Below are 13,989 nucleotides of genomic sequence, written 5' to 3' on the forward strand. Positions count from 1 at the left end.
GAGCCGACTACAGCAAGGAGTACGCCGCGTGTCCCCTCTCTTCCCGGCCCTCGCCGCCAGGTCGCCGCGCCCGGCCCTCCAGTTCGGCGAGCGGTCCCTGACCCACGCCGACCTGGCGGGGGCGGCGGGAGCGCTGGCCTCCCGAATATCCGACGCGCAGCGGGTCGCCGTCTGGGCGACCCCGACGCTGGAGACCGCCGTGGCCGTGGTGGCCGCGCTGCTGGCCGGCGTGCCGGCCGTGCCGCTCAACCCGAGGACCGGCGAGCGGGAGCTGGCGCACATCCTCGCCGACAGCGCGCCGACGCTGGTGCTCGCCGCGCCCGGCGACGAACTGCCCCCGGCGCTGGCGGCGTTGCCGCGCACGGACGTCGAGACCAGCGGCCGGCCCGGCGCCCCGCTGCCGCCCGAGCCCGCGGACGAGTCGCCCGCGTTGATCGTCTACACCTCCGGCACCACGGGCCCGCCCAAGGGCGCCGTGCTCCCGCGCCGGGCCGTCGCCGCCACCCTCGACGCGCTCGAGGACGCCTGGCAGTGGACCGCCGACGACGTCCTCGTCCACGCGCTGCCGCTCTTCCACGTCCACGGGCTGATACTCGGCGTCCTCGGCCCGCTGCGCCGCGGCGGCTCGGTGCGGCATCTGGGGCGGTTCAGCACCGAGGGCGTGGCGCGCGAGCTGACCTCGGGGGCCACGATGCTCTTCGGCGTGCCGACGATGTACCACCGGATCGCCGAGGCGCTCGACGGCGACCCGGGCCTGGCGAAGGCCCTGGCCGGGGCGCGGCTGCTGGTCTCGGGCTCGGCCGCGCTGCCCCTGCACGACCACGAGCGCATCGCGGCGGCGACGGGCCGACGGGTGATCGAGCGGTACGGGATGACCGAGACGCTGATGAACACCTCCGTCCGGGCGGACGGCGAGCCCCGGCCCGGCACGGTCGGCGTCCCGCTGCGCGGCGTCGAGCTGCGGCTGGTGGACGAGAGCGACGGCATCGGCGAGATCCAGGTCCGCGGACCCAATCTGTTCACCGAGTATCTGAACCGGCCCGACGCGACCGAGGCCGCCTTCGACGACGGATGGTTCCGTACGGGGGACATGGCGAGCCGCGACCCCGACGGCTGTCTGCGCATCGTCGGCCGCAAGGCCACCGACCTCATCAAGAGCGGCGGCTACAAGATCGGCGCGGGAGAGATCGAGAACGCGCTGCTGGACTGCCCGGGGGTGCGGGAGGCGGCGGTGACGGGCGAGCCGGACGCGGACCTCGGAGAGCGGATCGTCGCCTGGGTCGTGCCGGCGGACCCGTCCGCGCCGCCCGCCGCCCAGGACCTCGCCGCGCATGTCGCCGCCCAGCTCGCCCCGCACAAGCGGCCCCGCGAGGTGCGCTTCCTCAAGGCTCTGCCGCGCAACGACATGGGCAAGGTCATGAAGCGGGCCCTGAATGGCTGAGCGGCTCAGCGCCCGCGCGGCGGTGGCGCGGGTGACGGACGAGTTCGCCGAACTGCCCGTCCCGAGCACGCCGTTCCCGGCCGAGGGGCCGATCGGCTGGGAGGGGTACGCGGCCTCGCGCGAGCGGGCCGTGCGGCGCACCGGCGAGACCGAGTCCGTCGTCTGTGGCGTCGGCCTGTTCGGGACGGTCGAGGCGGTCGTGATCGCCTTCGAGTTCGGCTTCCTCGGCGGCTCGCTGGGCGAGCGGACGGGCGACCGGCTGGAGGCCGCGTACGCCCACGCGCGCGAGCGCCGCCTGCCCGTCGTCTCCCTGATCGCGACCGGCGGCAGCCGGATGCAGGAGGGGATGCGGGCCCTGGTCCAACTCCAGCGGGTGGCACGCCAGTCCGCCCTGACCCGGGCGGCCGGACTCCCGCAGCTCGCGGTCGTACGCGACCCGACGACCGGCGGCGGCTGGGCCACGCTGGGCGCGGGAGCGGACGTCGTCCTGGCGCTGCCCGGCGCCCAGGTCGGCTTCGCCGGCTCCCGGGTCCGCCCGCGCGACGCCGATCCGCTGGCCTATACGGCCGAGTCCCAGCTGGCGTCCGGCGCCGTGGACGCGGTGGTGGCGCCGAGCGAGCTGCCGGGCACGCTGACCAGATGGCTGCGCCTGCTGACGGGGGAGGGGCAGCGGACGCGGACGCCCGTACCGCCGCCGCACGCGCTCGGCGAAGGCGAGCTGCCCGCCACCGGCTGGGACGCCGTGCTCCGCGCCCGCTCGCCGCGCAGGCCCCGTGCCGAGGCCTATCTGGACGCCTACTTCGACTGCCGCGAGGCCCTCGGCGGAGACCGCTGCGGCGGCGTCGACCCCGGGATGCACTGCGGGTTCGGGCTGCGCGAGGGGCAGGTCGTCGCCTACGCCGCCCAGGGCGGCACCGCCACCACGCCCGCCGGGTACCGCACCGCCGCCCGGCTCGTCAGGCTCGCCGACCGGCTGGGCGCGCCGGTGCTCACGCTCGTCGACACACCTGGGGCCGCCAACGACGCCGCCGCCGAGCACGCGGGCGCGGGCGCCGCCATCGCCGAGGTGTTCGCAGCCGTCGCCGAGGCGGGCGTTCCCGTCACCACGCTGCTCATCGGAGAGGGCGGCTCCGGCGGCGCCCTCGCCCTCGCCGCGCCCCACAACACCTGGGCCACGCCCGACAGCTACTTCTCCGTGATCGCACCCGAGCTCGCCGCGGCCATCCTCAAGCGCCCGCCCGAGGCCGCCCACGCGACCGCCGACCAGCTGCACCTGCGGCCCCAGGACCTCGTGGAACTCGGAGTCGTCCGTGGCATCGTCCCCGTTTCGAACGCGTGCGATGAGGTATAAGGGGCGAATCCAGGCCAGTTCGACACGGCAGCGAGGCAGAGCCGCCCGACCGGGCGGCTCGACGATCCGGGAGGTGCTCGGCATGGAGCAGAGCGACGAAGGCCGCGGCCGGGGACGGGACGAGACCGAGGAGGAGAGGGCGGACCGCCGCTGGGTCGAGCTCCTCCAGGAGCTGAGGGTCGCCCAGACCGGTGTGCAGATCCTCTTCGGCTTTCTGCTCACCGTCGCCTTCCAGCCACGTTTCGCCGACCTGTCGGCGACCGACAACGACATCTACACCGTCACCGTCATCCTCGGCGCGGCGACCACCGGCGTGCTGATCGGACCCGTCTCCTTCCACCGTCTCCTCACCGGCAAGCGGCTCAAACCGCAGACCGTCGTGTGGGCCTCGCGTCTGACCGTGCTCGGTCTGGTCCTGCTGCTGTGCACCATGGCGTCCTCGCTGCTGCTGATCCTGCGCGTGGCGGGCGACGACAGCCTCGCGGTGTGGCTGGTCGCGGGGATGGTCCTCTGGTTCGTCGTGTGCTGGTTCCTGCTCCCCGCGTGGGCACGCGTCAACCGGCCCTCGGACGCCGCGCCGGTCCGGGACTGAACCGGCCCGACGCCACCGGCCCGCCCGGGGGGCGAGTTACGGAAGTCGGAGGTGTGGGGTGGGTGTATCGGTGTGGCGCCATGGCGGTACTGTGCGCGCACCGCCAGATGGGTGGCGGGTGCGATCCTGGAGGAACCTGTGACTGTGAACAGAAGATCGTGGCTGGGCTCGGGGGCCCTGGCGGCGGTCGCGACCGCCGGCGCCCTCGGCGTCGGTCTGTCGGCCGGCCCCGCGCTGGCGCACACCCCCGTGTGGGATGTGACCTGCACCGAGGTCAGCGTTGATCTGACCAACTACGGACCCAAGTCCGAGAACACCGTGACCGTGACGGTGGACGGCAAGGACCTGCTGCCCGCCGAGAAGTTCCAGAACGACTTCCACAAGAAGCTCGAGCTCCCCAAGCACGACAAGGAGCTCACCGTCCGCCTCATCGTGAAGGCGGGCGACGGCGAGAAGTTCTCGCGCGACGAGACCAAGAAGGCCCCGGTGTGCCAGGACAGCACCCCGAAGCCGTCGGCCACGCCGACCACCCCGTCGCCGAGCGCCACGCCGAGCACGGCCACGCCGACGCCGAGCAGCACGCCGAGCACCAGCGCGCCTGCCACCACCGCTCCTCCCCAGACTCCCTCGGCCTCGCCGAGCAGCCCGGGCGGCGACCTCGCCGAGACCGGCTCGTCCAACTCCACGCCGCTGATCGCGGGCGCTGCCGCCGCGGTCATCGTCGCGGGCGGCGGAATCCTGTGGGCCGCGCGCAAGCGTCGCGCCGCACAGGACTGACACCGCTGGGACACGGCACGCGATCAGCGCCCGCCTCTCCGAGGCGGACGAGCGGGCGCTGACGAAGTGCGCGGGGTGGGCAGGCCGTTCCCCCGACGGGCCTGCCCACCCCTTCCGTGTCTCTAGACCGCGGCGGGCGTGTAGTGCGCGGCCTCGTCGCCCTCCAGGACCCGGCTGAGCTCGCCGTCGACTCCCCGAGGCACATCGCCCGCGACCGTCACACGGTGCAGCAGCCGCGGCAGGTCGCCGTAGTCGTCGGGCGCGTAGTGCTGGGTGATGCGGTTGTCGAAGAGCACCAGGTCGCCCGGTGCCCAGGCCCAGCGAACGACGTTCTCCGGGCGCGTCACATACGCCTGGAGGATCCGCAGGACGTCACGGGACTCCGACGGGGAGAGCCCCACCAGGCTCTGCGCGAAGCCGCCGATGAACAGCCCCCGCTCGCCCGTCTCCGGGTGGACCCGTACCACCGGGTGCTCGGTGCGGTACTTCGTGGAGACGAACCGCCTGCGGTGCTCCGCCGCCTTCTCGCTCTTCGGCTCGGCGTAGTCGTACGCGTTGGTGTGCACCGCCCACAGCCGGTCGGCGAGCTCCCGCAGCGCCTCGGGCAGATCCCGGTAGGCGGCCGCGGAGTTCGCGATCAGGGTGTTGCCGCCGTAGGGCGGGACCACCAGGCTGCGCAGCGTGGAGGCCTTGGGCGGGGTGCGCAGGAACGTGACGTCCGTGTGCCACTGGTTGGCGCGGATGCCCTCGTCGCCGTCGACCGGGAGGATGTGCGGCTGGCCGTCGACGGACGGGACGGTGGGGTGCGCGGTGGTGAGCTCGCCGAAGAGGGAGGCGAACCGTATCTGTGCCGCGTCGTCGAGGTCCTGGTCGCGGAAGAAGAGCGCTTTGTGCTCCAGGAGCGCGGAGTTGATCTCCGCTACGACCGCGGGGTCGAGGTCGGCTGAGACGTCGACGCCGAGGATCTCCGCGCCGATGCGGCCGCCGATCCGGCGGACGTCGAATCCGGTGCTGCTCATGAGGGTGCTGCCTTTCTCTGGACGGGGGACGGGCTTTCTCGGGACGGTGGACGGGCTTTGTCTGGACGGTGGAGGAGTCGGTGGACGGTGGACGGTTCTCGGGTTGGGCTCAGCCGGCGAGCGCCGGGCGGCCGGCGGGCCGCGGCAGGCCGTAGTGCTCGCGCAGGGTGCGGCCGGTGTACTCCGTGCGGAACAGGCCCCGGTCCTGGAGCAGCGGGACCACCTGGTCCACGAAGTCGTCGAGCCCGCCGGGCAGATAGGGCGGCATGATGTTGAAGCCGTCCGCCGCGCCCTCGGCGAACCAGAGCTCCAGCTGGTCCGCGATCTGCTCGGGCGTGCCGGCGACGACGCGGTGGCCGCGGCCGCCGCCGAGCCGGGCGATCAGCTGGCGGATGGTGAGCTTCTCGCGGTGCGCGAGCTCGGCGACGAGCGTGAAGCGGGACTTGTTGCCGTTGATGTCCCGCTCCTCGGGCAACTCGGGCAGCGGGCCGTCCAGCGGGAGGCCGCTCAGGTCCGTGCCGAGCATCCCGGACAGCTGCTGAAGCCCGTACTCCGGGACCTGGAGGCCGGTCAGCTCGTCCTCCAGCGCCAGGGCCTCGGCCTCGGTCGCCCCGAGGATCGGGCAGATGCCCGGGAGGATCTTCAACTGGTCCGGCGTACGGCCGTACTTGGCCAGACGGGACTTGAGGTCCTTGTAGAAGGTCTGGCCGTCGGCCAGGGTCTGCTGGGCGGTGAACACCGCCTCCGCGTGCCGGGCCGCGAACTCCTTGCCGTCCTCCGACGACCCGGCCTGCACCAGCAGCGGATGGCCCTGCGGAGAGCGCTGTACGTTCAGCGGCCCGTCGACCCGGAAGTGCTTTCCGCGGTGGCCGATCGGCCGCACGGCGCCCTCGGGCGAGTAGACGCCCTGCTCGCGGTCGACGACCACGGCGTCGTCGTGCCAGCTGTCCCACAGCTGACGGGTCACGTCCAGGAACTCCGCGGCCCGCTCGTAGCGCAGCGCGTGGTCCGGGTGCTCTTCGAGGCCGAAGTTCCGCGACTCGGCGACATTGCCCGAGGTGACGATGTTCCAGCCGGCCCGCCCGTCGCTGAGGTGGTCGAGCGAGGCGAACTTGCGGGCCACGTGGAAGGGCTCGTTGAAGGTGGTGGAGACGGTCGCGATCAGCCCGATGTGCTCGGTGGCCACCGCCAGCGCGGACAGCAGCGTGAGCGGCTCGAACCCGCCGACCGCGTTGTAGCGGGCGTTGCCCCACAGGGCGACGCCGTCGGCGAGGAAGAGCGAGTCGAGCCTGCCGCGCTCGGCGGTGCGGGCCAGCTCCTGGAAGTAGGCGAGATCGGTGATCCGCTCGGGCTGGGTGCGGGGGTGGCGCCAGGCGGCGTCGTGGTGGCCCGCGTTCATCAGGAACGCGTTGAGATGGAACTGGCGTGGTGCGTCGGCGGACATGCGGTTCCTCAGTCTCCGTTCGGGGTGCGCCAGGACGTGAAGCGCCGTTCGAGGGCTACGAGCAGTTGGTTGAAGGCGACGCCGATGGCGGAGATCGTGATGATCCCGGCGTACATCTCGGGGATCGCGAAGTTGAACTGCGACGCGTTGACGAGATAGCCGAGCCCGGCCTTGGCGCCCACCATCTCGGCGGCGACCAGCACCAGGATGGCGACCGCTCCGGCCAGCCGGATGCCGGTGAACACGGTCGGCGCCGACGCGGGCAGGATCACCTTCTGGAAGATCCTCGGAGCGGGCAGGTCCATCGACTTGGCGAGCCGGAGCAGGGTCGGGTCGACGCTGCGCACGGCGCTGATGGTGTTGAGCAGGATCGGCCAGGTGCACGCGTACAGCACGATCGAGATCTTGGACGTCTCGCCGATGCCCAGCAGCAGGACGAACACCGGCAGCAGCGCGAGCGCCGCGGTGTTGCGGAAGACCTCGAGCAGCGGCCCGAGGAGGTCGGCGACCGGCCGGTACCAGCCGATCAGCAGGCCCAGCGGGACGGCGACGACGACCGCGAGCCCGAACCCGGACAGCGAGCGCACCAGGCTGGCCTGCGCGTGCTCGGCGAGCTCGCCGTCGAGCAGCAGCTCCCACCAGGCGACGGCGACCTCGGAGAACGGCGGCAGGAAGGTCTGGTCGACCAGACCGAGCCGGGGCGCGGCCTCCCACACCCCGAGCAGCACCGCGATGGCCGCGGTACGGGTGAGGACGGCCAGCAGGATGCGGCCGGCCAGGCGCAGCGGCGCGGGCACGGCGCGGGCGCGGGGCGGCCGGGGAAGCACGGGGTCGGCGTGCCGCGCGGCGCCGCTCACATCGCCGGCGGCGGTCGGCAGGGCTTTCTCGACGGTGGCGCTCATAGCGTTGCGGCCTCCCTCTCCTCTTGCTGGGCCCGGCTGACCTCGTCGCGCAGCAGGCTCCAGATCTGGTGGCGGTGGTGGGCGAACTCGGGGCTGGAGCGCGGATCCCCGTCCCCGCCCCCCTCGCCGTCGCCTTCGCCGAGGACGATCGGCACGACCTCCTTGATCCGGCCCGGGCGGGAGGTCAGCACGGCGACGCGCTGTCCGAGGCGGACCGCCTCGTCGATGCCGTGGGTGATGAAGACGATCGTCTTGCCGGTGCGCTGCCAGATCCTCAGCAGCTCGTCCTGGAGCGACTCGCGGGTCTGCGCGTCGAGCGCGGCGAACGGCTCGTCCATCAGCAGCACGTCGGGGTCGTACGCGAGGGAGCGGGCGATGGCCACGCGCTGGCGCATCCCGCCGGAGAGCTCGTGCGGATGCCGGTCCTCGAAGCCGGAGAGCCCGACCAGGGCCAGATACTCCCGGGCCCGCTCGGCCCGCTCGCGGCGCGGCGCGCCGGTGGCCTCCAGACCGAACTCGACGTTGCCCTGGGCGGTGCGCCAGGGGAGCAGGGCGTACTGCTGGAAGACGATGCCCCGGTCGAGCCCCGGTCCCGTGACGGGCGACCCGTCCAGCAGAATCTGACCGGACGTCGGCTGGGAGAGCCCGCCGAGGAGGTCCAGCAGCGTGGACTTGCCGCATCCGCTCGGGCCGACGACCACGACGAACTCGCCGGCGGCTATGTCCAGGTCGATGCCGTCCAGCGCGGTGACGACCTGCCGCTTTCCGCGTACGGGGAAGGTCTTGCCGACCCCCCTGAAACTGATCTTCGCGGTCATGGGTCAGCTCCCCTTCGCGGCGCCGGCGCCGTTGAACTCGTTGGTGTAGAGCTCGCCGACCTTGACCCGGCCGGGCTTGATGTCGCCGCGCTCGGTCAGCCAGTCGGCCCAGACGGCCAGCTCCTCCTCGGCGATGCGGCCGCTGGAGCCGGCGACGCCGTAGGAGCGCCAGTACTTCAGCGCGTCGGCGCTCTCGTTGCGCTTCCGCTTGGCGACGATCTCGGTGAAGCGGGCGACGACCTCGTCGCGCGGCGTGGCGCGCGACCAGTCCAGGGCCTTGCCCACGCCGGTGACGAAGGTCCGGACCGTCTGCGGGTTCTGCTCGATGAACCGCTCGGTCAGGACGTAGGTGCCGGCGCTGAAGGCCCCGCGCAGGTCGTAGTCGCTGAACAGCTTGCGGATGCCCCCGGTCTCCAGGGCCTTGTCGCGCAGAATCCCGCTGAGGACGGCCACGTCGATCTGGCGCTGGCGCAGGGCCTGCTCGGTGTTGACGGGCGGGACGACGATCCGCTCGACCTGCTCGGCCTCGGCGCGGCTGAGCCCGTTCTTCTTGAGGTAGATGTCGAGCAACGCCTCGGCGTGCGCGCCCAGGGTGTTCATGCCGACCTTCTTGCCGATGAGGTCGCGCGCGGTGCGGATGGGGCTCTTCTCGCCGACGAAGTAGCCGCTGTAGGCGTGCTCGTCGGAGCCGTAGTAGCTGACGACCGCCTTGACGGGGGCCTTGCGGGAGGCGAGCTTGACCACCGCGCCGTTGAAGGCGCCGCCGAAGTCGCTCTGGCCGGCCGCGGCGGACTGGATGTCCTGCGGGCCGCTGGTGGTGTTGCCCACCCATTCGAGCTTGACGTCGCCCAGGTAGCCGAGCGACTCGGCGAGTTCGGGCGGAGTGACCGCCCCGGCGGAGCCCTGGTAGCGGAGGGTGGTGGTGTTCCGCGTGCCGCTGCCGCTCGCCGTGCCGCAGCCGGCGGCCGCGAGGGCCGATATTCCGGAGAGGACGAGGAAGTTGCGTCGGGATGTGGTGTGCACGTCAGTCATTCCGTTCGGGTGCGCGAAGAATTCAGGAAAGGGCCGGCGGAATCGGACAGGCGAAACGCAGGGGATTTCCGCGACGGGAATTGCGACAGTTATTGCGACGGGAACTGAGACGGGAATAGCGGCGGGCGCTGAGCATGCGTCACCGCGGGGGCGGGCGACGCGTTCATGCCTCTGCGACGCCCGGGCCGGGGGCGGCCTGGGGGCGGGCGCCGCTCCTGGCCGGCGAGCACGCGGCCGACGGCCGGCCGGACCCGCTCGGACCCCGGCGGCGCAAGCCGCGTCCTGCCGTCTCCTGCAACTCCCGGCGGCGACCGCGAGATCCGCGGGACGACGGCGGGGGCTGCGAGGGCGCGGCGGGGTCTGCCGGGTCAGCCGAGGCGGGAGGGCTCAGGCGCAGGCCCGGGCGCCGGCTCTGTCGGCGGGCTCCCGAACCTCCGGGGACCTGGGCGGTCCTGGCAGGGGCGGGCGGGAGCCCTCAACAGACGTCGGCGCCGGCCGGAGCCTGCTGGGCGAGCCTGGAGCCCGAACGGTCCGAGGAGGCCGGACCTGTCAGGCCCGGATCGCGGATTCCATTGGGCGCGAGCCCGCCGCCGTCGGAGAGGAAGTCAGCTGCGCGCGTCTCAGCGGCCGGCGGCACAGAGTGCGCTGGCGTGCCGTCGGAGATCGACGTGCAGGCGCGATACGAGAATGTCAGCTTGACTCACACCGCAGAGAATGTCAGCGACTTCCGGCCACGTCAACGCCCCCTGGAAATCGTCTCGCATGGTGAATTGTTGCGGAATTCTTTCGCGCGTATGGCGGGTGATCTCGCCCCGCCGTCGCCGATGACGTGAGCTGTGGGCGGCCCGCCGTCACGGCCGTGACGGCGCCTGTTCTCCCCGGTGTTCCCACCGCCCCCTGGCGCGGTTGGGCCAGCGCCGGGATGCTGTCCGCCGACAGCGCTTGCTACGCGCTCAACCAGCCTTATTCCAGGAGTAGTTGTGGCCCCAGGCAGAGCAAGACGCACCGTCGTGCTGTTCGCGACGGTGTCCGCACTCACGGCGGGCGTCCTGTCGCCCGCGCTCGCCGACTCCACCCCCGACCCCCGTCCCCGGGACGCCTCCGAAGTGCTGCGGCCGCTCGCCCCGCCGCCCGCGAGCGGCGCGGCGGGCGAGCCCAGGACCGTGGCCGACGGCGACGGCATCGAGACCGCGCGCACCTCCCGGCCCATCGCGCCGGGCGTCAGCCTCACCTCGTACGACCGTCTTGAATCGGACAAATGGCTGCGCGTCGACGCCCTCTCGGTCGACCTCGACGGCACCGGGGCGGGCGCCGACTACCTCCACTCGGGCAAGGTCGCCGACCGCCGCTCCGTCTCCGAGCTCGCCGCCGCTCACGACGCGGGCCCGGGCCGGCGCACGGTCGCCGCGATCAACGCGGACTTCTTCGACATCAACCAGACCGGTGCGCCGCAGGGCCCCGGCGTCAAGGACGGCGAACTCACCCAGTCGCCCGCCCCCGGCGCCCATCGGGCCGTCGGCATCGGGCCCGGCGGCGCCGGACGCGTGCTCCAGCTGTACTTCGACGGCAGCCTCGCCCTCCCCTCGGGCGTCCACCCGCTCACGGCCTACAACGCGGCAAACGTCCCCGCCGGCGGCATCGGCGCGTACACCTCGGCCTGGGGATCGGCCGACCGGGCGCTGACCGTCGACGGGGCGACCCCCGTCACCGAGGCGGCCGTCCGGGACGGGAAGGTCGTCGCCATCGCGGCCGGGCCGGGCACCGGGCCGATCCCCGACGGCACCACCGTCCTGCTCGGACGGGAGGCCGGGGCCAGGCTGCTGGCCGCGCTGCGACCGGGCGACCCCGTGTCCATGGAGTACCGGCCCCGCACCGACGGCGGCCCGGTGCCGCGCACGGCGGTCGGCGGCCGGGAGCTCCTCGTCGTCGACGGCGTGCCGCAGAACCACGACGGCGAGGCCAACGACGCCGCGGCTCCGCGCACCGCCGTCGGATTCTCCAAGGACGGCCGCGCCATGCGGATCCTCACCGTGGACGGCCGCCAGGCCGACAGCGGCGGAGTCACCCTCACCGAGCTCGGCCTGATGATGCGACAGGCCGGCGCGTACAGCGCCCTCAACCTCGACGGCGGCGGCTCCTCCACGCTCGTCGCCCGCGAGCCCGGCAGCGACGCGCTCCAGGTGGAGAACACCCCCTCCGACGGCAGCGAGCGCACGGTCCCCAACGGCCTGGCGCTGACCGCGCCCGACGGCAGCGGCCGGCTGCGCGGCTTCTGGGTCGAGACGGCCGTGCCGGCGGGCAGCGCGCCCAGCGTCGACCCGGTCAAGGGAGGCCGCCCCGAGCGGGTGTTCCCGGGACTGACCCGCAGGCTCACCGCCGCCGGATACGACGAGACGTACGGACCGGCCGCGGGCGAGGCGCGCTGGCGCGCCATGCGGCCCTCGGTCGGCCGCGTCGACGGCCGCGGCGTCTTCCGCGCGCGCGGCAGCGGCGCCACCGAGGTACGAGCCGAGCGGGCGGGCGCGCACGGCAGCACCCGGCTCACCGTGCTGGACGACCTCGCCCGGATCGAGCCGACCACCCGCCGCGTCGGCCTCGCGGACGCGACGGCTGTCGGCGCCTTCGGCGTCGTGGGACTGGACGCCCACGGCGCCAGCGCGCCCATCGAGCCCGCCGACGTCCGACTCTCCTACGACCGCGCACGGTTCGACGTCTTCGACGACGGGAAGGGCTCCTTCGCGGTCAAGGCCCTCGCCGGCGCCACGGCGGGGACGGTCACGGTCGACGTCGCGGGCGCGACCACCGTGCTCGCCGTGACCGTCGGCCTCGCCGAGCAGCCGGTCGCCGACTTCGACGACGCGGCCTCGTGGACCTTCAGCCACGCCCGGGCCGGCGGCTCGGTCGCGGCCACGCCCGAGGGGCAGAGCGGGACGGGCCTGGAGATGGCGTACGACTTCGCCAAGTCGACCGCGACCCGCGCCGCCTACGCCAGCCCGCCCCGGGCGATCCCCGTGCCGGGACAGCCGCAGTCCTTCACCCTCTGGATCAAGGGCGACGGCTACGGCGCATGGCCGACCCTGCACCTCAAGGACGCCGCAGGCTCGGACCAGCTGCTGCGCGGTCCGTTCGTCACCTGGACCGGCTGGCGGCAGGTGACCTTCGCCGTGCCGCCGGCCGCGGCGACGCCGCTGTCGGTGCACCGCTTCTATCTGGCCGAGACCTCGGCCGCCAAGCAGTACACCGGGAAGATCGTCGTCGACGGGCTCAGCGCTCAGGCGCCGCCCGCCGTCGACCTGCCCGAGCAGCCCCGTACGCCCGATCCGCTGATCGACTCCGCGGCCCGGACGCAGAGCAGGGACTGGCGGTTCGCGGTGATGTCGGACGCGCAGTTCGTCGCCCGCGACCCGGACAGCCCCATCGTCGCGCAGGCGCGCCGGACGCTGCGCGAGATCAAGGCGGCGCGGCCCGACTTCCTCGTGGTCAACGGCGACCTGGTCGACGAGGGATCGCCCGCGGACCTCGCCTTCGCGCGCCGGATCCTCACCGAGGAGCTCGGCGACGCGCTGCCCTGGTACTACGTGCCCGGCAACCACGAGGTGATGGGCGGACGGATCGAGGACTTCGTGGCCGAGTTCGGCCCGGCCCAGCGGACGTTCGACCACCGGGGCACCCGCTTCATCACGCTCGACACCTCCAGCCTGAGCCTGCGCGGCGGGGGCTTCGACCAGATCAAGCAGCTGCGCGCGCAGCTCGACGCGGCGGCGGCGGACCGCCGGATCGGCTCGGTGATGCTCGTCGAGCACGTCCCGCCGCGCGACCCGACCCCGCAGAAGGGCAGTCAGCTCTCCGACCGCAAGGAGGCGGCGCTGATCGAGCAGCAGCTGGCGCGGTTCCGCCGTACGACGGGCAAGGGCGCCGGTCTCGTCGGCAGTCACGTCGGCGTCTTCCACGCCGAGCACGTCGACGGCGTCCCGTATCTGATCAACGGCAACTCGGGCAAGAACCCGTCGGGCCCCGCGGACCGGGGCGGCTTCACCGGCTGGTCGCTGGTCGGCGTCGACGAGGTCTCGCGCGCCGAGCAGGCGCTCGGGCGGCTGCGGCCCTGGGCGGGCGGCCCGGACTGGGTCTCCGTCCAGACGCGGGCGCACGTCGACGCCCTGACCCTCCAGGCGCCGACGGCTTTGCGGCCGGGCGAGAGCGGCGACGCCCGGGCGACGGTCGCACAGGGCCAACGGCGCGTCCCGGCGGCCTTCCCGCTGAGCGTCGACTGGACGGGCTCGCCGAACCTCTTCATCGGCCCGCCGGACCGGGCTCGCGAGCGCCATGCGGCGGCCTTCGACCCGGCGACGGGTCGGCTCACGGCGCTTGCCCCGGGGACGGTGACGCTGGCGGTGACGGTCTCGGGGGTGATCGAGCGCACCGAGATCCGCGTCGCGGCGGAACAGACGGCGCGGGCGGGGAGGGCGGCCCGGGCGGCGTAGCGGAGGGCGGGGCGGCGGGGTCTCGGCGGGGTCGTCCCCGTCGGGCCGCCGTTGGAGCGGCTCGCCGACGCGCTGATCGCGCACGCGATGGCGGCCGTCCGCGCGGCGACGACACGGCCCTGCTGCTTCTGC

Annotated in this window: 11 protein-coding genes; 5 read left to right on the top strand and 6 right to left on the bottom strand. The window is 73.5% G+C overall.

Annotated elements, in window-relative coordinates:
• Positions 1-28 precede the first annotated feature (28 nt).
• From AB0M39_RS24635 to AB0M39_RS24650, 4 genes are all read left to right on the top strand, one after another.
• Positions 29-1,441, top strand: a complete 1,413-nt coding sequence (locus AB0M39_RS24635) for an acyl-CoA synthetase (protein ID WP_365367869.1) — start codon at positions 29-31, stop codon at positions 1,439-1,441.
• Positions 1,434-2,792, top strand: a complete 1,359-nt coding sequence (locus AB0M39_RS24640; RefSeq protein ID WP_365367871.1) for a carboxyl transferase domain-containing protein — start codon at positions 1,434-1,436, stop codon at positions 2,790-2,792. The genes AB0M39_RS24635 and AB0M39_RS24640 overlap by 8 nt, the downstream gene beginning before the upstream one ends.
• Positions 2,793-2,874: 82 nt before the next feature.
• Positions 2,875-3,384, top strand: a complete 510-nt coding sequence (locus AB0M39_RS24645; protein WP_365367873.1) for a DUF6328 family protein — start codon at positions 2,875-2,877, stop codon at positions 3,382-3,384.
• A gap of 138 nt (positions 3,385-3,522) precedes the next feature.
• Positions 3,523-4,161 (top strand): LAETG motif-containing sortase-dependent surface protein, encoded by a 639-nt coding sequence (locus tag AB0M39_RS24650; RefSeq protein WP_365367875.1) that lies wholly within the window; start codon positions 3,523-3,525, stop codon positions 4,159-4,161.
• A gap of 122 nt (positions 4,162-4,283) precedes the next feature.
• Here AB0M39_RS24650 and AB0M39_RS24655 read toward each other — a convergent pair whose 3' ends face one another.
• The 6 genes from AB0M39_RS24655 to AB0M39_RS24680 form a co-directional block, all read right to left on the bottom strand.
• Entirely contained in the window at positions 4,284-5,180 is an 897-nt protein-coding gene (locus AB0M39_RS24655) for a TauD/TfdA family dioxygenase (protein ID WP_365367877.1), read from the bottom strand.
• A gap of 109 nt (positions 5,181-5,289) precedes the next feature.
• Positions 5,290-6,624 (bottom strand): LLM class flavin-dependent oxidoreductase, encoded by a 1,335-nt coding sequence (locus AB0M39_RS24660; RefSeq protein WP_365367879.1) that lies wholly within the window; start codon positions 6,622-6,624, stop codon positions 5,290-5,292.
• Between the two features lie 8 nt (positions 6,625-6,632).
• A complete protein-coding gene (locus tag AB0M39_RS24665; RefSeq protein ID WP_365367882.1) occupies positions 6,633-7,526 on the bottom strand; it encodes an ABC transporter permease in 894 nt (297 codons plus the stop codon).
• Positions 7,523-8,344 carry an ABC transporter ATP-binding protein gene (locus AB0M39_RS24670; RefSeq protein ID WP_365367884.1) on the bottom strand — a complete coding sequence of 274 codons (822 nt, stop codon included), beginning with the start codon at positions 8,342-8,344 and terminating at the stop codon, positions 7,523-7,525. Before AB0M39_RS24670 ends, AB0M39_RS24665 begins: the two co-directional genes overlap by 4 nt.
• Positions 8,345-8,347: 3 nt before the next feature.
• Entirely contained in the window at positions 8,348-9,376 is a 1,029-nt protein-coding gene (locus tag AB0M39_RS24675) for an ABC transporter substrate-binding protein (protein WP_365367886.1), read from the bottom strand.
• 620 nt (positions 9,377-9,996) lie between these two features.
• Positions 9,997-10,140 carry a putative leader peptide gene (locus AB0M39_RS24680; RefSeq protein ID WP_365367888.1) on the bottom strand — a complete coding sequence of 48 codons (144 nt, stop codon included), beginning with the start codon at positions 10,138-10,140 and terminating at the stop codon, positions 9,997-9,999.
• A 216-nt stretch (positions 10,141-10,356) separates the two neighbouring features.
• Here AB0M39_RS24680 and AB0M39_RS24685 point away from each other — a divergent pair, with 216 nt between their 5' ends.
• On the top strand, positions 10,357-13,857 hold the full coding sequence (locus tag AB0M39_RS24685) for a phosphodiester glycosidase family protein (protein ID WP_365367890.1): 3,501 nt from the start codon (positions 10,357-10,359) through the stop codon (positions 13,855-13,857).
• Positions 13,858-13,989 lie beyond the last annotated feature (132 nt).

This window comes from Streptomyces sp. NPDC051907, assembly GCF_040681075.1.
Taxonomy (GTDB): Bacteria; Actinomycetota; Actinomycetes; order Streptomycetales; family Streptomycetaceae; genus Streptomyces.

Excerpts from the sequence above, each read along its gene's own strand:
- AB0M39_RS24680 (WP_365367888.1), bottom strand. The coding sequence starts at position 10,140 with ATGCGAGACGATTTCCAGGGGGCGTTGACGTGGCCGGAAGTCGCTGAC.
- AB0M39_RS24660 (WP_365367879.1), bottom strand. The coding sequence starts at position 6,624 with ATGTCCGCCGACGCACCACGCCAGTTCCATCTCAACGCGTTCCTGATG.
- AB0M39_RS24670 (WP_365367884.1), bottom strand. The coding sequence starts at position 8,344 with ATGACCGCGAAGATCAGTTTCAGGGGGGTCGGCAAGACCTTCCCCGTA.
- AB0M39_RS24645 (WP_365367873.1), top strand. The coding sequence starts at position 2,875 with ATGGAGCAGAGCGACGAAGGCCGCGGCCGGGGACGGGACGAGACCGAG.
- AB0M39_RS24655 (WP_365367877.1), bottom strand. The coding sequence starts at position 5,180 with ATGAGCAGCACCGGATTCGACGTCCGCCGGATCGGCGGCCGCATCGGC.
- AB0M39_RS24675 (WP_365367886.1), bottom strand. The coding sequence starts at position 9,376 with ATGACTGACGTGCACACCACATCCCGACGCAACTTCCTCGTCCTCTCC.
- AB0M39_RS24665 (WP_365367882.1), bottom strand. The coding sequence starts at position 7,526 with ATGAGCGCCACCGTCGAGAAAGCCCTGCCGACCGCCGCCGGCGATGTG.
- AB0M39_RS24640 (WP_365367871.1), top strand. The coding sequence starts at position 1,434 with ATGGCTGAGCGGCTCAGCGCCCGCGCGGCGGTGGCGCGGGTGACGGAC.